The 18,849-nt window shown below is 59.1% G+C and carries 20 protein-coding genes; 13 read left to right on the top strand and 7 right to left on the bottom strand.

Translation table 11 applies throughout. The annotated features are described in order from the left end of the window. Positions 1–266 precede the first annotated feature (266 nt). Together ACQ4MY_RS18880 and ACQ4MY_RS18875 are read right to left on the bottom strand one after the other, a co-directional pair. The gene (locus ACQ4MY_RS18880; RefSeq protein WP_440096094.1) at positions 267–1,487 is read right to left on the bottom strand and encodes a CaiB/BaiF CoA transferase family protein; all 1,221 of its coding nucleotides are present in this window, start codon (positions 1,485–1,487) and stop codon (positions 267–269) included. Positions 1,488–1,500: 13 nt separating this feature from the next. Further along, complete coding sequence (locus tag ACQ4MY_RS18875; protein ID WP_440096093.1) at positions 1,501–2,682, bottom strand: acyl-CoA dehydrogenase; 1,182 nt, start codon at positions 2,680–2,682, stop codon at positions 1,501–1,503. 158 nt (positions 2,683–2,840) lie between these two features. Here ACQ4MY_RS18875 and ACQ4MY_RS18870 point away from each other — a divergent pair, with 158 nt between their 5' ends. From ACQ4MY_RS18870 to ACQ4MY_RS18825, 10 genes are all read left to right on the top strand, one after another. Continuing rightward, a complete protein-coding gene (locus tag ACQ4MY_RS18870) occupies positions 2,841–3,740 on the top strand; it encodes a LysR family transcriptional regulator (protein ID WP_440096092.1) in 900 nt (299 codons plus the stop codon). A gap of 434 nt (positions 3,741–4,174) precedes the next feature. Next, a complete protein-coding gene (locus tag ACQ4MY_RS18865; protein ID WP_122660354.1) occupies positions 4,175–5,296 on the top strand; it encodes a Re/Si-specific NAD(P)(+) transhydrogenase subunit alpha in 1,122 nt (373 codons plus the stop codon). A gap of 15 nt (positions 5,297–5,311) precedes the next feature. Then, complete coding sequence (locus ACQ4MY_RS18860) at positions 5,312–5,632, top strand: NAD(P) transhydrogenase subunit alpha (RefSeq protein ID WP_003187417.1); 321 nt, start codon at positions 5,312–5,314, stop codon at positions 5,630–5,632. Next, a complete protein-coding gene (locus ACQ4MY_RS18855; RefSeq protein ID WP_016985542.1) occupies positions 5,632–7,065 on the top strand; it encodes an NAD(P)(+) transhydrogenase (Re/Si-specific) subunit beta in 1,434 nt (477 codons plus the stop codon). Before ACQ4MY_RS18860 ends, ACQ4MY_RS18855 begins: the two co-directional genes overlap by 1 nt. Before the next feature lie 214 nt (positions 7,066–7,279). Then, on the top strand, positions 7,280–8,773 hold the full coding sequence (locus tag ACQ4MY_RS18850) for an acetyl-CoA hydrolase/transferase family protein (RefSeq protein WP_008081132.1): 1,494 nt from the start codon (positions 7,280–7,282) through the stop codon (positions 8,771–8,773). 321 nt (positions 8,774–9,094) lie between these two features. Continuing rightward, entirely contained in the window at positions 9,095–9,310 is a 216-nt protein-coding gene (locus tag ACQ4MY_RS18845; protein ID WP_008081135.1) for a DUF1127 domain-containing protein, read from the top strand. A gap of 374 nt (positions 9,311–9,684) precedes the next feature. Next, on the top strand, positions 9,685–10,002 hold the full coding sequence (locus ACQ4MY_RS18840) for a DUF2388 domain-containing protein (protein WP_008081137.1): 318 nt from the start codon (positions 9,685–9,687) through the stop codon (positions 10,000–10,002). A 108-nt stretch (positions 10,003–10,110) separates the two neighbouring features. Beyond that, a complete protein-coding gene (locus tag ACQ4MY_RS18835) occupies positions 10,111–10,428 on the top strand; it encodes a DUF2388 domain-containing protein (RefSeq protein ID WP_053116412.1) in 318 nt (105 codons plus the stop codon). A 42-nt stretch (positions 10,429–10,470) separates the two neighbouring features. Further along, a complete protein-coding gene (locus ACQ4MY_RS18830) occupies positions 10,471–10,791 on the top strand; it encodes a DUF2388 domain-containing protein (RefSeq protein WP_122604763.1) in 321 nt (106 codons plus the stop codon). After that, complete coding sequence (locus ACQ4MY_RS18825; protein WP_440096091.1) at positions 10,788–12,749, top strand: DUF7844 domain-containing protein; 1,962 nt, start codon at positions 10,788–10,790, stop codon at positions 12,747–12,749. The genes ACQ4MY_RS18830 and ACQ4MY_RS18825 overlap by 4 nt, the downstream gene beginning before the upstream one ends. Positions 12,750–12,957: 208 nt before the next feature. On the opposite strand, the gene ACQ4MY_RS18820 is transcribed toward ACQ4MY_RS18825, so the two are convergent. From ACQ4MY_RS18820 to trpB, 3 genes are all read right to left on the bottom strand, one after another. Further along, a complete protein-coding gene (locus tag ACQ4MY_RS18820; protein WP_440096090.1) occupies positions 12,958–13,413 on the bottom strand; it encodes an anti-virulence regulator CigR family protein in 456 nt (151 codons plus the stop codon). 122 nt (positions 13,414–13,535) lie between these two features. Continuing rightward, on the bottom strand, positions 13,536–14,348 hold the full coding sequence (gene trpA, locus ACQ4MY_RS18815) for a tryptophan synthase subunit alpha (RefSeq protein ID WP_158831633.1): 813 nt from the start codon (positions 14,346–14,348) through the stop codon (positions 13,536–13,538). Next, entirely contained in the window at positions 14,348–15,595 is a 1,248-nt protein-coding gene (gene trpB / locus ACQ4MY_RS18810; protein WP_440096089.1) for a tryptophan synthase subunit beta, read from the bottom strand. The genes trpA and trpB overlap by 1 nt, the downstream gene beginning before the upstream one ends. Before the next feature lie 114 nt (positions 15,596–15,709). On the opposite strand from trpB, the gene ACQ4MY_RS18805 reads away from it, so the two are divergent. Then, positions 15,710–16,627, top strand: a complete 918-nt coding sequence (locus tag ACQ4MY_RS18805) for a LysR family transcriptional regulator (RefSeq protein ID WP_440096088.1) — start codon at positions 15,710–15,712, stop codon at positions 16,625–16,627. Here ACQ4MY_RS18805 and ACQ4MY_RS18800 read toward each other — a convergent pair. After that, on the bottom strand, positions 16,600–16,926 hold the full coding sequence (locus ACQ4MY_RS18800; protein ID WP_007911686.1) for a DUF883 family protein: 327 nt from the start codon (positions 16,924–16,926) through the stop codon (positions 16,600–16,602). The genes ACQ4MY_RS18805 and ACQ4MY_RS18800 overlap by 28 nt on opposite strands. 157 nt (positions 16,927–17,083) lie before the next feature. On the opposite strand from ACQ4MY_RS18800, the gene ACQ4MY_RS18795 reads away from it, so the two are divergent. Together ACQ4MY_RS18795 and ACQ4MY_RS18790 are read left to right on the top strand one after the other, a co-directional pair. Beyond that, positions 17,084–17,299 (top strand): dodecin, encoded by a 216-nt coding sequence (locus ACQ4MY_RS18795; RefSeq protein WP_008081151.1) that lies wholly within the window; start codon positions 17,084–17,086, stop codon positions 17,297–17,299. 128 nt (positions 17,300–17,427) lie between these two features. Further along, on the top strand, positions 17,428–17,652 hold the full coding sequence (locus ACQ4MY_RS18790) for a DUF1161 domain-containing protein (protein WP_008081153.1): 225 nt from the start codon (positions 17,428–17,430) through the stop codon (positions 17,650–17,652). Between the two features lie 157 nt (positions 17,653–17,809). Here ACQ4MY_RS18790 and ACQ4MY_RS18785 read toward each other — a convergent pair whose 3' ends face one another. Next, complete coding sequence (locus tag ACQ4MY_RS18785; RefSeq protein ID WP_440096087.1) at positions 17,810–18,811, bottom strand: LLM class flavin-dependent oxidoreductase; 1,002 nt, start codon at positions 18,809–18,811, stop codon at positions 17,810–17,812. Positions 18,812–18,849 lie beyond the last annotated feature (38 nt).

The raw sequence follows: 18,849 nt of genomic DNA, 5'->3' as shown, positions 1-18,849 counted from the left end.
ACACGCTGCTGTCAACACCTCTTTTTCAACTTCTTTCTGGCTTCGATGAACTGAAGCACTTGCTGCCGAAACCTACACAACTCATTGAATCTCAAGGAGTTTTCCGTTTCGACTCCGCCGGAAGTGGGGCGAATTATAGACACCTGAGATCTGCCGTCAACCGTTAATTTCGCTTTTCTTTCAATCACTTGCAGATTGGTTAAAGAACGACCAAATGCATCTATATAAAGGAAGCAAACGTGATCCCTTCTATATAGAAGGGATCTTCAGAGCACCCCAGCCGCCTTCAGCTCAGCCACCGCACCCGCGCCCAAGCCCAGCACACCCTGCAGAACCTCCAGCGTATGCTCACCCAACAAAGGCGGGGCACGACGATACTCAACCGGTGTCTGCGACATACGAATCGGGCTGGCCACCTGCGGCACCATTCCCGCCAACGCATGTGGCAACTCTATCGCCAGGCCACGGGCCTTCACCTGCGGATCTTCAAACACCTGCGACAGATCATTGATCGGCCCACAAGGTACGCCCGCCTGCTCCAGCTCGGCAATCCACTCGGCAGTCGTCTTGAACACCGTCGCCTGGCGAATCAGCGGAATCAACACCGTCCGATTCGCTACTCGCAGCTTATTAGTAGCAAACCGCGGATCGTCAGCCCACTGCGGCTGCCCGGCCACTTCGGCAAACTTGCGGAATTGCCCGTCATTACCCACGGTAAGAATGAAGTCGCCGTCAGCCGTAGGAAAGTCCTGATAAGGCACGATGTTCGGATGCGCATTGCCCAGACGCTTCGGCGCGTTGCCCGTCGTCAGGTAATTCATCGCCTGGTTCGCCAGACACGCAACCTGCACATCCAGCAACGCCATATCGATGTGTTGGCCGCCCCCGTCGTGATCGCGATGAGCCAACGCTGCAAGAATTGCCACCGTCGAATACAGACCGGTAAGAATATCCGTCAGCGCCACACCGACCTTTACCGGCCCGGCACCCTCATCACCCTCGGGACGACCGGTCAGACTCATCAGCCCGCCCAGCCCCTGAATCATGAAGTCATAGCCAGCACGCTTGGCATAAGGCCCGGTCTGGCCGAACCCGGTAATCGAGCAATAGATCAGGTTCGGATTGATCGCCTTCAGCGACTCATAGTCCAGCCCATAAGCCGCCAGACCACCGACCTTGAAGTTCTCGATGAGGATGTCCGACTTGGCCGCCAACTCGCGCACCAGCTTCTGACCCTCGGGGCGGGTGAAGTCGATGGTCACCGATTGCTTGTTGCGGTTGGCCGACAGGTAATAAGCCGCTTCCGAGGTGTTCTCGCCATAAGCGTCTTTAAGGAAGGGCGGCCCCCAAGCGCGCGTGTCGTCACCATTACCCGGGCGCTCAACCTTGATCACCTCGGCGCCAAGGTCGGCGAGGATCTGCCCGGCCCACGGCCCGGCCAACACGCGCGATAAATCCAGTACCCGCAGATGCGACAGCGCGCCCATGGTCGCTCTCCTATTAATAGAACGCCTGCAGACCGGTTTGCGCACGGCCGAGAATCAGCGCGTGAACGTCGTGAGTGCCTTCATAGGTATTCACCACTTCCAGGTTGACCAGGTGACGCGCCACGCCGAATTCGTCGGAGATACCGTTGCCGCCGAGCATGTCGCGCGCCATACGGGCGATGTCCAGCGACTTGCCGCAGGAGTTGCGCTTCATGATCGAAGTGATTTCGACCGCCGCCGTGCCTTCATCCTTCATTCGACCCAGACGCAGGCAGCCTTGCAGGGCCAGCGTGATCTCGGTTTGCATGTCGGCCAGCTTCTTCTGGATCAACTGAGTAGCGGCCAATGGGCGACCGAACTGTTGGCGATCCAGCGTGTACTGGCGGGCGGTGTGCCAGCAGAACTCGGCAGCGCCCAGTGCACCCCAGGAAATGCCGTAGCGCGCAGAGTTGAGGCAAGTGAACGGGCCTTTCAGACCGCGCACGTCCGGGAAGATGTTCTCTTCCGGCACGAACACGTTGTCCATGACGATCTCGCCGGTGATCGACGCACGCAGGCCGACCTTGCCGTGAATCGCCGGAGCGCTCAGGCCTTTCCAGCCCTTCTCCAGGACGAAGCCACGGATGTCGCCGGCATCGTCCTTACCCCAGACTACGAACACGTCGGCGATCGGGCTGTTAGTGATCCACATCTTCGCGCCGGTCAGGCTGTATCCGCCGTCGACTTTGCGGGCCCGGGTAATCATCGCACCTGGGTCGGAGCCATGGTTTGGCTCGGTCAGGCCGAAGCAGCCGATCCACTCGCCGGAAGCCAGTTTCGGCAGATATTTCTGTTTCTGTGCTTCGGTGCCGAATTCGTTAATCGGCACCATCACCAGCGAGGACTGCACGCTCATCATCGAGCGATAGCCGGAGTCGACCCGCTCCACTTCGCGAGCAATCAGGCCGTAGCTCACGTAGTTGAGGCCGCTGCCACCGTACTGCTCGGGGATGGTCGCACCCAACAGGCCGACTTCGCCCATTTCGCGGAAGATCGCCGGGTCAGTTTTCTCATGGCGGAAAGCTTCGAGAACACGCGGCGCAAGCTTTTGCTGAGCGAACTGCTCGGCGGTGTCGCGGATCATGCGCTCTTCTTCAGTGAGCTGTTGATCCAGCAGCAGGGGATCGATCCAGTTGAAGCTAGCTTTAGCGCCCATGAGTGTGTCCTCGTAAATCGGCTGAATTAACGTGGCATTGATCCTAGGCGCGGTTCGCCGTCGCGGCAAACGAGGATTTCGCATTCTGTTGTGCTAATTTCTCACTTCGAAACGTCGCGAAATGCCTTTTATGCGGCGCATTAGTGAGGTTGACGTACATGCGCAGGAAGATCCCCAGCACCACCGCCCTGATCAGCTTTGAAGCCGCTGCACGCCACGAGAGCTTTACCCGCGCCGCCGAAGAACTTTCCCTCACCCAGGGCGCCATTTGCCGACAAATCGCCAGCCTTGAGGAGTTCCTCAGTGTGGAACTGTTCCGACGCTCGCGACGCGGGGTGAAGCTGACCGAAGCGGGACTTTCCTACAGTCGCCGGGTCGCCACGCAACTGGATGCAGTCGAGCGCGACACCTTGTCGGTGATGGGCCAGCAAGGCACCAATGTGATCGAGTTGGCGGTGGTGCCAACCTTCGGTACGCAATGGCTGCTGCCGCGCCTCAAGGATTTCCAACTCAAGCACCCGGAAGTCACGGTCAATCTGACCAACCGTACCCGGCCCTTCCTGTTTGCCGACACTGAATTCGATGCCGCGATCTACTTCGGCGATGCCGACTGGTCTGGTACCGAATCCCACAGGCTGATGGGCGAAAATCCGATGCCGGTGTGCAGCCCCGCCCTACTCGGCAACAAGAAGCTTCTGACCGCCGACGAGATTGCCGAGCTACCGCTACTGCAACAGACCACCCGCCCTTACGCCTGGCGACAGTGGTTCAACTCGCAACACCTGAATATCCCCCGCGACATGACAGGCCCGCGCTACGAGCTATTCTCCATGCTCGCCCAAGCGGCCATGCACGACATGGGGATCGCGCTGATTCCACCCTTCCTGATTCAGCGCGAGTTGGCTGAGAAACGCTTGGTGATTGCCAACCCGCAGGCACTCGCCAGTATCAAGGCCTATTACCTGATGATTCCCGAACGAAAGGTCGAATCGGCGTCTTTAAAGGCATTTCGCGACTGGCTGGTAAATCAGGCTCAGAGCTACAGCCTAGAAGGGTGAAGGCTTTCAGCGCTTATTGACCTCGTAGTCAGAAAAATCAAAGCCCTACAGATATAAGTATTTGTCGCATATGCGCAGACTGTATCCGAAAGTCGTACAGACGTCCTACAAGCGCCTGAAGACGTGGCTTTGAGCCTCCATTCACGACGTATTGCGGTCTATTCACGTCACCGATGAGAAATTTTTCCATATTGCGCCAGAATCCTTGCAGAGCACGGCCTGTAAGGGATTCGACAGGGCATGTGCGACATTCGGTCACGGCATGACTTGTAGTTAATTTTCCGTCACCCGTCATAATCCCTTGAAGGGCATAAAGTTCGCCTGCAAAATGCCGCGCCCCGCCCTGATTTGGCGGGATCGTGCTGATCGGCCGCCCCAGTCGCACCATCCGTAGTGCATGGGTTTACTCAATAAGATCACGCAGGAGATTTGACGTGCACATTGGTGTTCCTCTCGAAACCCAGACCGGTGAAACACGGGTTGCTGCAACCCCGGAAACCATTAAAAAGCTGATCAGCCAAGGTCATAAGGTCACTGTGCAAACCGGCGCCGGCGTTAACGCCAGTGTGGTCGACAGTGCCTATGAAGCGGCAGGCGCAACCATTGGCAGTGCCAATGACGCGTTTGGCGCCGAGCTGATTCTCAAAGTGGTCGCGCCAAGCGATGCCGAACTCACGCTGATCAAGCGCGGTACGGTGTTGGTCGGCATGCTCAACCCGTTCAACAACGAAACCATCGCGAAGATGGCCGAGTGCGGCATTACCGCGTTCGCCCTCGAAGCGGCGCCGCGCACCTCGCGCGCGCAGAGTCTCGATGTGTTGTCGTCGCAGGCGAACATTGCCGGCTATAAGGCTGTGTTGCTGGCCGCTCACCACTATCCGCGCTTCATGCCAATGCTGATGACGGCTGCGGGCACCGTGAAAGCGGCGCGCGTGCTGATTCTCGGCGCCGGTGTGGCCGGGTTGCAGGCGATTGCTACGGCGAAACGTCTGGGTGCGGTGATCGAAGCGTCCGACGTGCGTCCGGCGGTGAAAGAGCAGATCGAATCCCTCGGCGCGAAGTTCGTCGACGTACCTTACGAGACCGATGAAGAGCGCGAATGCGCCGTCGGTGTCGGCGGTTACGCGCGGCCAATGCCGGCGAGCTGGATGCAGCGTCAGGCGCAGGCTGTGCATGAGCGCGCCAAGCAGGCTGACATCGTCATCACCACCGCGCTGATTCCGGGCCGCAAGGCACCGACGCTGTTGAGCGCGGACACCGTGGCGCAGATGAAACCGGGTTCGGTGGTCATCGACCTCGCGGCGGCTCAGGGCGGCAACTGCCCGCTGACCGTGGCTGATCAGGTCGTGGTCGAGAATGGCGTGACCATTTGTGGCCCGACCAACCTGGCCGGTGAAGTCGCTGCAGACGCTTCGGCGCTGTACGCACGCAACCTGCTGGACTTCCTCAAGCTGGTCTTCACCAAAGAAGGTCAGTTCGACGTCAACCTCGAAGACGACATCGTCGCCGCGTGCCTGATGTGCCGCGACGGCCAAGTCATCCGCAAAAACGCCTAAGCAGGGATTCAGACGATGGAAGAGCTTATCTCCCCCGGTATCTACAACCTGATCATCTTCGTGCTGGCGATTTATGTCGGTTACCACGTGGTCTGGAACGTTACACCTGCGCTGCACACGCCGTTGATGGCAGTGACCAACGCCATCTCGGCGATCGTGATTGTCGGCGCCATGCTCGCGGCTGCACTGACTGTCACGCCGCTGGGCAAAACCATGGGTACCCTCGCCGTGGCACTGGCGGCGGTGAACGTGTTTGGTGGCTTCCTGGTCACCCGCCGCATGCTTGAGATGTTCAAGAAGAAAGCCCCGAAAGTAAAAGAAGAGGCGCCGAAGTAATGAGCATGAATCTCGTCACGACGCTCTACCTGATCGCGTCGATCTGCTTTATCCAGGCCCTCAAAGGCCTGTCGCACCCGACCACCTCGCGGCGCGGCAATCTGTTCGGCATGCTCGGCATGGCGTTGGCCATTCTGACTACCGTTGGCCTCATCTATAAGTTGGGCGCTGAGCTGGCCACTGCCGGTATCGGCTACGTGATCGTTGGCCTGCTGGTCGGCGGCACCGCCGGTTCGATCATGGCCAAGCGCGTTGAAATGACCAAGATGCCGGAACTGGTCGCCTTCATGCACAGCATGATCGGCCTCGCGGCAGTGTTCATCGCGATCGCTGCGGTGGTTGAGCCGCAATCGCTGGGCATCGTTAAACAGCTGGGCGACTCGATCCCGACGGGTAACCGCCTGGAGTTGTTCCTCGGTGCGGCCATCGGTGCGATTACTTTCTCCGGTTCGGTGATTGCGTTCGGCAAGCTGTCGGGCAAATACAAGTTCCGTCTGTTCCAGGGCGCACCGGTACAGTTTGCCGGTCAGCACAAGCTGAATGCCGTGCTGGGTCTGGCTACGCTGGCACTCGGCCTGACCTTCATGTTCACCGGTAACCTCACCGCGTTTGCGCTGATGCTGGCGCTGGCGTTCGTGATGGGCGTGCTGATCATCATCCCGATTGGCGGCGCCGACATGCCGGTGGTGGTGTCGATGCTCAACAGCTATTCGGGCTGGGCGGCGGCGGGAATCGGCTTCTCGCTGAACAACTCGATGCTGATCATTGCCGGTTCGCTGGTGGGTTCGAGCGGTGCGATCCTCTCGTACATCATGTGCAAGGCGATGAACCGTTCCTTCTTTAATGTACTGCTCGGCGGTTTCGGCAACACGGCCGATGCAGGCCCTGCCGGTGCGAAGGAAGCCCGTCCGGTAAAATCCGGTTCGGCTGACGACGCGACTTTCCTGCTGACCAACGCCGACACCGTGATCATCGTGCCGGGTTACGGCTTGGCGGTAGCGCGTGCGCAACATGCGCTGAAGGAGTTGACCGAGAAGCTGACCCACCGCGGCGTGACCGTGAAGTACGCGATCCATCCGGTTGCCGGCCGTATGCCGGGGCACATGAACGTTCTGCTCGCCGAGGCCGAAGTGCCTTACGATCAGGTGTTCGAGATGGAAGACATCAACTCCGAGTTCGGCCAGGCCGACGTGGTGCTGGTGCTGGGCGCGAACGACGTGGTCAACCCGGCCGCCAAGAATGATCCGAAGTCGCCGATTGCCGGCATGCCGATTCTCGAAGCGTTCAAGGCCAAGACCATCATCGTCAACAAGCGCTCGATGGCCAGCGGCTATGCCGGCCTGGACAACGAACTGTTCTATCTGGACAAGACCATGATGGTGTTCGGCGACGCGAAGAAAGTCATCGAAGACATGGTTAAAGCGGTCGAATAATTCCCCGCTGCAACACCGAACGCCCCGACTTGTCGGGGCGTTTTTGTTTGCGCAAAACGTCGGACAATTTGCCGCGTTGTTGCAGATCCAGTAACGGTGTTTTACTTGAAACCCGCTGAATAGACGCCTCGTTTGCGACCTTGGTAGCGGGACAGGCGCCCGTCAAATTCACTAGACTGCGCATCCTGCTACTCGCTTCCCGAGATAATAATCCATGTATCGTGACCGTATTCGCCTGCCTTCGTTGTTGGACAAAGTGATGAGCGCCGCCGACGCAGCCGCTCTGATTGAGGACGGCATGACCGTCGGAATGAGCGGTTTCACCCGCGCCGGCGAAGCCAAAGCCGTCCCTCACGCATTGGCCGAGCGCGCCAAGGTCACGCCGCTGAAGATCAGCCTGATGACCGGTGCCAGCCTGGGCAACGACCTCGACAAGCAACTGACCGAGGCCGGCGTACTGTCGCGGCGCATGCCGTTCCAGGTCGACAGCACTTTGCGCAAGGCGATCAACGCCGGCCAGGTGATGTTCATCGATCAGCATCTGTCGGAAACCGTTGAGCAACTGCGCAATCAGCAACTGAAGCTGCCGGACATCGCGGTCATCGAAGCCGTGGCGATCACAGAACAAGGCCACATCGTGCCGACCACTTCAGTGGGCAACTCGGCGAGCTTCGCGATTTTCGCCAAACAGGTGATCGTCGAGATCAACCTGGCGCACAACGCCAACCTCGAAGGCCTGCATGACATTTATATCCCGACCTACCGTCCGACGCGCACGCCGATCCCGCTGGTAAAAGTCGACGACCGCATCGGTAGCACCGCAATTCCGATTCCGCCGGAGAAGATTGTCGCCATCGTTATTACCCAGCAGTCGGATTCGCCGTCCACCGTGTCGACGCCGGACGTCGATACCAACGCCATCGCCGAGCACCTGATCACCTTCTTCAAACAGGAAGTCGACGCCGGGCGCATGACCAACAAGCTCGGCCCGTTGCAGGCCGGTATCGGCAACATTGCCAACGCGGTGATGTGTGGCCTGATCGATTCGCCGTTCGAAGACCTGACCATGTACTCCGAAGTGTTGCAGGATTCGACCTTCGATCTGATCGATGCCGGCAAGCTGAGCTTTGCTTCTGGCAGTTCGATCACCTTGTCGGAGCGCCGCAACAGCGACGTGTTCGGCAATCTGGAGAAGTACAAAGACAAATTGGTGCTGCGCCCGCAGGAGATCTCCAACCACCCGGAAGTGGTGCGTCGCCTGGGCATCATCGGGATCAATACGGCGCTGGAGTTCGACATCTACGGCAACGTCAATTCGACCCACGTCTGCGGTACGCGGATGATGAACGGCATCGGTGGCTCGGGTGATTTCGCGCGCAACGCGCACCTGGCGGTGTTCGTAACTAAATCGATCGCCAAGGGCGGCGCGATTTCCAGCGTGGTGCCGATGGTCAGCCACGTTGACCACACCGAGCATGACGTCGACATTCTGGTGACCGAAGTCGGTCTGGCTGACCTGCGTGGCCTGGCGCCACGGGAACGTGCGCGGGTGATCATTGATAACTGTGTGCACCCGGACTTCCGCCAGGCACTGAACGATTACTTCACGGCAGCCTGTGCTATCGGCGGCCACACGCCGCACATCCTGCGTGAAGCGCTGAGCTGGCACATGAATCTGGAAGAAACCGGGCGCATGCTGGCTGTGTAATTCACACAGATAAACCGCTGATGCAAACACAGTTTGCGTCAGCGAACTTCCGCAAGCCATGCGCCCGACATAAACTGTACTGCTGTACTGGTCATTTCCTACGGCATTTGCCTACCTTTCCTGCCGAAATAAGCAAAAATGCACCACTTAAGTGCGCATAGGTACAGTTTGCTCAATTTTGACCCGTACACCGCGTATAAACAGTTAACTGGTCACTCACAATACAGTTGAACTGTATCTAGAGAGACTAGGCAAACGAGAGGATCATGGGCACCAGTCAAACCACTACCTGATCCCGCCACAAGCGGAAGGATGTCAACCATGGAACGTACACTCAGTTCCGAACTGTTCTTCGAAGACAAAGCTGTAAACACCCAGGCTTCCCTGCCTCTGCGCGTTCTCGCCAACCTGATGTTGTGGCAGCGCCGCATCTCCAGCCGCCACCAGTTGGCCCGTCTGGATTCGCGTCTGCTGGCTGACGCCGGTATCAGCGAAGCACAACGCTACGAAGAGCTGAGCAAGCCGTTCTGGCGCTAAGCAGCGTCGCTGGCTCTGGTCGTTAGACCCACCGCCAGCAACCCGAATTGAACAAGCAAAACCCGTCGTGGGAAACCGCGACGGGTTTTGTCGTTTTAGCTCTTGAAAAGCAATACCAGTACAGTTCACATAATTTTAAATAAGACCACTACAATTGTAGGAGCTGCCGAAGGCTGCGATCTTTTGATCTTGAAAATCCAAAGCAAAAGATCGCAGCCTTCGACAGCTCCTACGGTTTTTCGTCTGGATGCTGGTTTGGCGAACGGATCTGCGCCTAATATCCACACAGAACGTGGCGAATGATGCGCAACAGGCGTCTGACTCCTCAGATACCGAGCCACCTCTCAATACGGTTTATTCACAGGAGTTACCCTATGTCCCGTCTTCGTCTGCTCAGCGCTGCCGCCCTGCTGGCCGTGGCTGCCAACGCCAGCGCCACCAGCTTCATTGTTACCACCGACGCCGTCGTGGGTGCGCTGAAATCTTCCTCCGACGCCACTTCCGACGTGACCTCGTCGTTCCGTGACGACAAAATCGTCCTCGCTGCCCGTGATGACGCGGCCAGCTTCGTCGCCACCCAAGGCGACATCCGTGGCGTGAAACTGGAAAGCGCGCTGGATCACATTCGCCACCAGGCTCCACAACTGAACGCGACTGACGCGGAGCTGGCTCAGGCCATCCTGACGATCTAATCGCTGCAAGGCATTACGGGACACGCCGGGCGTGTCCCGATGTTTCGAGACTGGCTCTGGCCCGGGCATTGCGCTAGCCTTGCGGCTCGCTAATAGTTACCGAGTCCGATGCGCTTTCTTCCAAATCTGCTGATCCCTTCCGTTTTGCTGAGCGCCTGTTGGGCGACGTCGGTCGATGCCTATGATGCTTTCAACGCGTCGACGCAAGGCATTGTCGTCAGTGGTTACGCCACCAGCATGGTGTCTTCCGCGCCTTTCGACCGTAAACTGCTGTTCGCCGCTCACGATGACGCGGCAGCGTTCGTGGCCAGTGACGGCCAATTGCGTGGGGCGCAGCTGGAATCCGCGCTTAATTACCTGCGTAAAAAACGGCCGAAACTTCATGTCTCTGATCTTGAACTGGCAGAAGCAATTCTCGTCCAATAGTTAACCTAGCCCTTAGTTAACCTGTCCCTTCGGAGTCGTTCCATGCGTAGCCCGCTGATTGCTGCCGCCCTTGGCCTGTTTTTGTTGGCCGACGTGGCCCAGGCGCACACCCTGGTAGCCACCAGTAACATCATCGTTCGTGCCTCCCAGCGCACCATCGATTTCACCTCCGACACCACCACGTCGATTCGCGACTCGAAGATCATCCGTGAAGCGCACGATGACGCCGCCAGTTTCGTCGCCACCAACGGTGATATCCGTGGCGCGCATCTGGAAGCCGCCATCAACACCTTGCGCACGCGCGTCCCGGAAGCGCGCGACGCCAGTGATCAGGTCCTCGCCGAAGCCATCCTCGCACTGTGAAGTCACTCGGCGCCTGGCTGCTGGCCGGGGCGTTGTTGCTGCTTGGCAACAGCGCCCACGCCAGCCTGCAATTGCGGCTCAAGACTGACGGTCTGAGCCCCGCCCAACAACAGGCCAGTCAGGCGTTGATCGATGAGGCCATGCAGAGATTGCCGCCGAGCTTTATCGAGCGGCTGGATCGGCGCATTGATGTCGGCTGGACCGACGACATGCCTGCCAATGCCTACGGCCAGGCCACGCTGGTTGCCGAACTCGATCTGAACCGCAAACTGCTCGCCAGCCTTACCGACGGCAGCGCAGCGAAAGAAAAAACCAATCGCCCCCACGGCACAGTGCGCCAGGAATTGCTCGCCACGGTGCTGCACGAAATCACCCACATTTATGACCGCGCCCGCTTGTGGCCGGACGCCGAGCGCACGCTGATCCAGCGTTGCACCCGCCGCTTCAACAGCGCCGGGCTGATCGGTATTCCTGACGAATGCCGTGGCCAGAACGGCCGTCGTTTCACTCTCAGTGATGATCCGCGCCTGCTCGACCTCGCCGGTTGGCAGCAATACGTCGGCCGTCGCGGTGAACGCGAGCAGCACAACCGACAGATCGCCCGCAGCCCCGATCTCTACGAGATTTCCAGCCCGAAAGAGTTCGTCGCGGTCAACATGGAGTACTTCCTCCTCGACCCGAGCTACGCCTGCCGTCGCCCGGCGCTGTACCGCTATTACCAGCAACATTTCGGCTGGGCGCCACCGACCAAAGACACGTGCAGCAAGACCTTCGCGTTTTTGAACGCCGGTAACGACTTCGCCAAACAGCCACTGGGGCACGTCGATCCGGAGCGGGTTTACGCGGTTGATTACTTGTTGGCCGAAGCCAATCAGAACTGGGTCAGCCGCTGGGGCCACAGCATGTTGCGCCTGGTGATCTGCGCGCCGGGCCGTCCGCGTGGCCCGGATTGCCGACTCGATCTGGATCAACATCTGGTGTTGTCGTACCGCGCCTTTGTCGGCGATGTGCAGCTGTCGAGTTGGGACGGACTGGTCGGCAAATACCCTTCACGGCTGTTCGTCCTGCCGCTTGCGCAGGTGATCGACGAATACACCAAGACCGAATTGCGCAGCCTCGCCTCCGTGCCGATCAACCTGTCACGGGAAGAGATCGAGGGCGTGGTCGAGCATGCGGCCGAAATGCACTGGAGCTACGACGGCAACTACTTCTTCCTCTCCAACAACTGCGCGGTAGAGGGTCTGAAACTGTTGCGCAGCGGCAGTGACAACAGCCAGTTCGTCGGGTTGGACAGCATCATGCCCAACGGCTTGCTGGAAGTGATGAAGGGGCGCGGGTTGGCCGATACCAGTGTGCTCGATGATCCGAAAGAAGCGCTGCGTCTGGGTTATCGCTTCGACTCGTTCCGCGATCGCTACCAGGCGATGTTTGATGTGCTGAAGAAACAACTGCCGATCAAACAGACCACCGTTGAGGAATGGCTGTCGCTCACCGCCGAAGAACGCCGCGAGTGGTTCGAGCGTGCGGATCTGCGCACCAGCGCCGCCTTGTTGTTGCTGGAGCAGGCGAGTTATCGACGTCAGTTGCTGTTGGCTCAGGATGAGGTCAAGCAACGCTACCTCGGCGCGCGCGAGCTGGAAAATGGCGGCATGGACAAGGCCAACGCGACGCTGCAGGAAATCCTCGCCAACAGCGGCTTCCTCAGCCGTCCGGCAGAATTGCTCGATAGTCGTGGTTATGGGTTGCCACAGCCGAGCGAGTTCAAGCGACTGGAAGATGAAAGCAGCCAGCGGCAGAAGAAGTTGCTGGTGCTGTCGGGGGATCTCGACGCGGAGGTGCGCAAGTTGCTGGAGCCGAAGCGCGCTGCCGAGATAGCGGCGAGTGAGGAGAACGTGAAGCAGATCGGCGCGCATTTGCGCAAATTGCACAAAGCCTCTGGCGGGCTGGAACTGCCCTGAGCCTGATGCTGATGCTGATGCTGATGCTGATGCTGAGTGCATACCTTGTGGCGAGGGGATTTATCCCCGATCGGCTGCGAAGCAGTCGCAATCCCAGCGAACACAGTTTGACTGAAAAACCGCATTTGCCGGATTTGGGGCTGCTTCGCAACCCGTCGGGGATAAATCCCCTCACCACAGTTGATGGCCTGCCAGTTAGATCAGATGGTCAATAGAGGACACCCTCGAGAATTTCGTAGACGATCCCGGTACCCACCGCGATCAGCACGATATCGCCCCCCGCCCGGCGCCACTCATACCCCGGATACACCGGCAAGCGACCCAACGCGCGATTATCCAGGCGCTCGCCGTAATACCCGTGCGGCAGCGGCCGGCCACGCTCCAGATGAATCCCCGGAGGCGGCGGTGCGCCGCGTACGAAGTAGCCATGATTGTCACGAATGGTCTGGCGCACCGGGCCAAAGTCGCGCGGTGGCGGGCCACCACGGTGGTTGTTCTGCGGGCCGTGGTGATCATCACCATGGTTGTCACCGCGGTTGTCGTGTTGGCCCTGCTGTGGGCCGCCGTGGTCGTGATCGTCGCGCTGATCGGCGCTGGCCAGCAGCGGCGTTGCACTGATCATCAGTACGCCCAATCCGGCTATCAGACGTTTCGGCATTTTCATCGGGTCTTTCCTCACGGCACAAACAGCAAAAAGGGCCTCAGAACGATGTTCTGAAGCCCTCGGTCTTGCTGGATTAGTCTGCACTTTGAGGTGCTAATTCCTCTGTATCAGGAACTTTACCTTCAGCTGACGCGGGCCTTACGCACGCCTTCGGAGAGTGCCGAGCACAGGCCCAACACACCGTCGACGGCTTGGGCTGGAGTGGTCGCATTAGCGATGTGATCGATCAATGCCGAACCCACCACCACACCATCAGCCAGACGCGCGATGGCCGCCGCTTGCTCCGGGGTACGGATGCCGAAACCGATGCTGATCGGCAGATCGGTATGCCGACGCAGACGGGTCACCGCCTCTTCGACGTGTTCCAGCGTTGCAGCGCCAGCACCGGTCACACCAGCCACCGACACGTAGTAAACGAAACCGGAACTGCCATTGAGCACTTTAGGCAAACGCGCATCATCGGTGGTCGGGGTGGTCAGACGGATGAAGTCCAGACCTGCAGCCTGCGCCGGATCACACAGCTCGGCATTGTGCTCAGGCGGCATGTCGACCACGATCAGACCGTCGACACCGGCCTCTTTCGCGTCAGCGATGAAGCGCTCAACGCCATACATATGAATCGGATTGTAGTAACCCATCAGCACCAGCGGGGTGTCGCTGTTGCCTTCGCGGAATTCGCGAACCATTTGCAGGGTTTTCACCAGGTTTTGCTTGGCGCCCAAGGCACGGATGTTCGCCAATTGAATCGCCGGGCCGTCGGCCATCGGGTCGGTGAACGGCATGCCCAGCTCGATCACATCGGCGCCGGCACCCGGTAAACCTTTGAGGATCGCCAGCGAAGTATCGTAGTCCGGATCACCGGCGGTGACGAAGGTCACCAGCGCGGCACGGTTCTGTTCTTTCAGGTCGGCAAAACGGGTTTGCAGGCGGCTCATCAGTGTTTCTCCTGCTTGGAGGGCTCTTGTTGAGCGTTTTCCATGTGATGCATGACGGTCTGCATGTCTTTGTCGCCACGGCCCGACAGGTTGACCACCATCAGGTGATCCTTCGGCAGCTTCGGTGCGCGTTTGAACACTTCGGCCAAGGCATGCGCGCTTTCCAGTGCAGGAATAATCCCTTCCAGGCGGCAGCATTTGTGGAACGCATCCAGCGCTTCGTCGTCGGTCACCGAGGTGTACTGAACGCGGCCGATGTCATGCAACCACGCGTGTTCCGGGCCGATGCCCGGGTAGTCGAGGCCGGCGGAAATCGAGTGGGCGTCGATGATCTGGCCGTCGTCGTCCTGCAACAGGAACGTACGGTTGCCGTGCAACACACCCGGAACGCCGCCATTGAGGCTCGCCGCGTGCTTGCCGGTTTCGATGCCGTAACCGGCCGCTTCAACACCGATGATTTCAACGCTCTTGTCGTCGAGGAACGGGTGGAACAGGCCCATCGCGTTGGAACCGCCACCGATGCACGCCACCAGGCTGTCCGGCAGACGACCTTCCTGCGCTTGCAACTGATCACGGGTTTCCTTGCCGATCACGGCCTGGAAGTCGCGAACCATCGCTGGGTATGGATGTGGGCCGGCCACGGTGCCGATCAGGTAGAAGGTGTTGTCGACGTTGGTCACCCAGTCACGCAGGGCTTCGTTCATCGCGTCTTTCAGGGTGCCGGTGCCGGCAACAACCGGAATCACTTCAGCGCCCAGTAATTTCATGCGGAAGACGTTGGCCTGCTGACGTTCGATGTCAGTGGTGCCCATGTAGATCACGCAATCCAGACCGAAACGGGCGGCGACGGTGGCCGTGGCCACGCCGTGCATGCCGGCGCCGGTCTCGGCGATGATGCGTTTCTTGCCCATGCGTCGCGCCAGCAGGATCTGGCCGATGCAGTTGTTGATCTTGTGCGCGCCGGTGTGGTTCAGCTCTTCGCGCTTGAGATAAATCTTCGCGCCGCCGCAGAATTCGGTCAGGCGTTCAGCGAAATACAGCGGGCTCGGACGTCCGACGTAGTCACGCTGGAAGTAGGCCAATTCTTCTTTGAAGGCCGGATCTTCCTTGGCCGCTTCGTATTCGCGGGCCAGGTCGAGGATCAACGGCATCAGGGTTTCCGCTACGTAGCGGCCACCGAACGAGCCAAACAGGCCATTATCGTCCGGGCCGTTGCGCAGATTGGAAGTGTTCGAAGTCTGGGTCATGAGTTGCTCCAGGTGAATTCGGGTCAAAAGACAATGACGACCACTCTACCCCTGACCTTCCAGGCTGAAAACCGATAAGATCGCCACAACCTGTCAGGAAAACTCACAGATACCATGAGCCATGACCTTCCCCCGCTGAACGCCCTGCGCGCGTTCGAAGCGACCGCCCGGCTGAACAGTGTCAGTCAGGCTGCCGAGCAGCTGCACGTTACCCACGGCGCGGTCAGTCGTCAGCTCAAGGTGCTGGAAGAGCACCTCGGCGTCAGTCTGTTCGTCAAGGATGGTCGCGGCTTGAAACTCACAGATGCCGGTATGCGATTGCGCGATGCCAGTGGCGAAGCTTTTGATCGGCTGCGCGGTGTTTGCGCCGAGTTAACTCAGAGCACCGCCGATGCGCCGTTTGTGTTGGGATGCTCGGGAAGTCTGCTGGCGCGCTGGTTTATTCCGCGTTTGGGACGATTGAATGCCGATCTGCCGGATTTGCGTCTGCATCTTTCAGCGGGTGAAGGCGATCTCGATCCTCGGCGTCCGGGGCTGGATGCTTTGCTGCTGTTCGCCGAACCGCCATGGCCGGCAGACATGCAAGTTTATGAATTGGCCGCAGAACGTATCGGCCCGGTCATGAGCCCATTGTTCAGCGGCTACCAACGTCTGCAAACCGCGCCAGCCTCGGCCCTGCTCAATGAACCGCTGCTGCACACCACCTCGCGCCCACAAGCGTGGCCAAGCTGGGCACAGCAAAGCGACCTCGACGCAAAAGCGTTGAAGCTCGGGCAAGGTTTCGAGCATTTGTATTATTTACTGGAGGCAGCCGTCGCTGGTCTCGGCGTGGCAATCGCGCCGGAGCCGCTGGTGACGGAAGATTTGAAGGCCGGTCGCCTGGTTGCGCCATGGGGTTTCTGTGAAACCCCGGCGCAACTGGCGTTGTGGCTACCCAAGCGCGCCGCAGACGGACGCGCTCGGCAACTGGCGCAATGGCTCAAGAACGAGCTGCGCCAGAGCGATCACTCGCCGCGCTTGAACAGCAAGTAAGCAGCGAGCAGACCGATTGCACCGACCGCGACACCGGCAGTCGTCCACGGATGTTCCTGCGCGTAGTCGCGGGTGGCGATCCCGGTCTCGCGGGTTTTCACTTTGACTTCTTCATAGGCGTCGCTGAGCAGATGACGCGAATGTTTCAGCGCGCTTTCGGCGTTGCTCTTCAGCGCCTTGAGGGTCTTGCGCGACTCGTCCGAAGCGTCGTCCTTCAGGCTTTCCAACGACTTGAGCAGACTCTCGATCTCGGCTTCCATGCTTTGCAACGAGGCTTTACGTAAAGAGGTGTTGGCCATGGTGGCTCTCCTGCATTGGTGATGAGTGGCGTGTGTTGTTTGGGACTTCAACGGTTTGAGAAAGTGCAGAAAATCTGAACTTCGCCTGCGCAGAGCCACCGAAATCAACAGTGCAGATTCACTGCTAGTCTCAATTCCACACGCCAAGGAGTTCGTTATGAGTGACCATCACACGTACAAGAAAGTCGAGCTGGTCGGTTCGTCGACCACCAGCATCGAAGACGCCATCAACAACGCAATTGCCGAAGCCAACAAGACCATTCGCAACCTGGAATGGTTTGAAGTGACCGAAACCCGTGGTCACATCAAGGACGGCAAGGCCGCGCACTTTCAGGTGACGCTGAAAGTGGGCTTCAAGATTGCCAGTAGCTGAGTTTGGTCTAGTCTTCTGAACTTGCGCGCTGGCCGAGTGCCATAGGAATGGCAAAGCGCTATAGGGTGAGCGCATCGGGTGGATGACCCGATGCCCGCCTCTTTCAATCCGACCAGGGAGTGCGACCGATGAAGAAGTTTATGTTGGCGGTAGGTTTGTTGAGCCTTGCGGGTGGTGCGTTTGCTGCCGGTAAGCCATGTGAAGAGCTGAAAAGCGAGATCGCGGCGAAAATTGATGCCAAAGGTGCGTCCAATTACTCGCTGGAGGTTGTCGACAAAGGCGCAGCGGCTGACGGTAAAGTGGTCGGCACCTGCGAAGGTGGCACCAAGGAAATCGTCTACAAACGCGGTTGATCGCGCCTGAAATACAAAAGCCGACGCCAATGCGTCGGCTTTTTTGTGTCTCATGTAGGAGCTGCGGCACGCTGCGATCTTTTGATCTTGCTCTAAAAACCTGGATCAAAAGATCGCAGCCTCGTTTCACTCGACAGCTCCTACAGGGGGGCGCGCGTTATCCCTTCATGACTTGTGCCAGCAGTTCGTAGGAATGCACGCGATCGGCGTGTTCGTAGAGATCACTGGTGAAAATCAGCTCATCGGCCTGTGTTTGCTCGACCAACACCTCCAGCTTCGCGCGGATTTTCGCTGGGCTGCCGACCATCGCCAGCCCAAGGAAATCACCCACCGCCTCACGCTCATGCGGCAGCCACAGGCCGTCCATGGTTTTCACCGGCGGACGCTGCACCAGACTCTGCCCACGCATCAACGCCAGAATGCGCTGGTACACCGAAGTCGCCAGGTAATCAGCCTGTTCATCGGTATCCGCTGCCACCAACGGCACACCGAGCATCACGTACGGCTTGTCGAGCACCGCCGATGGCTTGAAGTGATTGCGATAGACGCGAATCGCCTCGTGCATGAAGCGCGGGGCGAAATGCGAGGCGAAGGCGTACGGCAAACCACGCTCACCGGCCAGTTGCGCACTGAACAGGCTGGAACCGAGCAACCAGATCGGCACATTGGTACCCGTGCCCGGCATCGCAATCACCCGCTGATCCGGGGTACGCGGGCCGAGGAAACGCACCAGTTCGGCGACGTCTTCAGGGAAGTCATCAGCGCTGCCGGAGCGTTCACGGCGCAGCGCACGCGCGGTCATTTGATCGGAACCGGGCGCACGGCCCAGACCCAGATCGATCCGCCCCGGGTACAGGCTTTCCAGCGTGCCGAACTGTTCGGCGATCACCAGCGGTGCGTGGTTGGGCAACATCACGCCACCGGAGCCGACACGAATGGTCGACGTACCGCCAGCCAGATAGCCGAGCAACACCGACGTTGCCGAGCTGGCGATGCCATCCATGTTGTGGTGTTCCGCCACCCAGAATCGCGTGTAGCCGAATTTCTCGACGTGTTGCGCAAGGTCCAGCGAATTGCGTAGCGACTGCGCCGGGCTGCCGTTTTCGCGCACTGGCACCAGATCGAGGGTAGAAAATTTTACGTCGGACAGTTGCTTCATAAACCTGCGTCTCCGAGTGAGGCGGCAGGTTTTTCTTG

Origin of the sequence: Pseudomonas sp. SM4 (genome assembly GCF_051913165.1) — a bacterium.
Classification (GTDB): Bacteria; Pseudomonadota; Gammaproteobacteria; order Pseudomonadales; family Pseudomonadaceae; genus Aquipseudomonas.
Note: the sequence above shows the minus strand (reverse complement) of the source record. Positions and strands in the feature narration are given on the sequence as shown.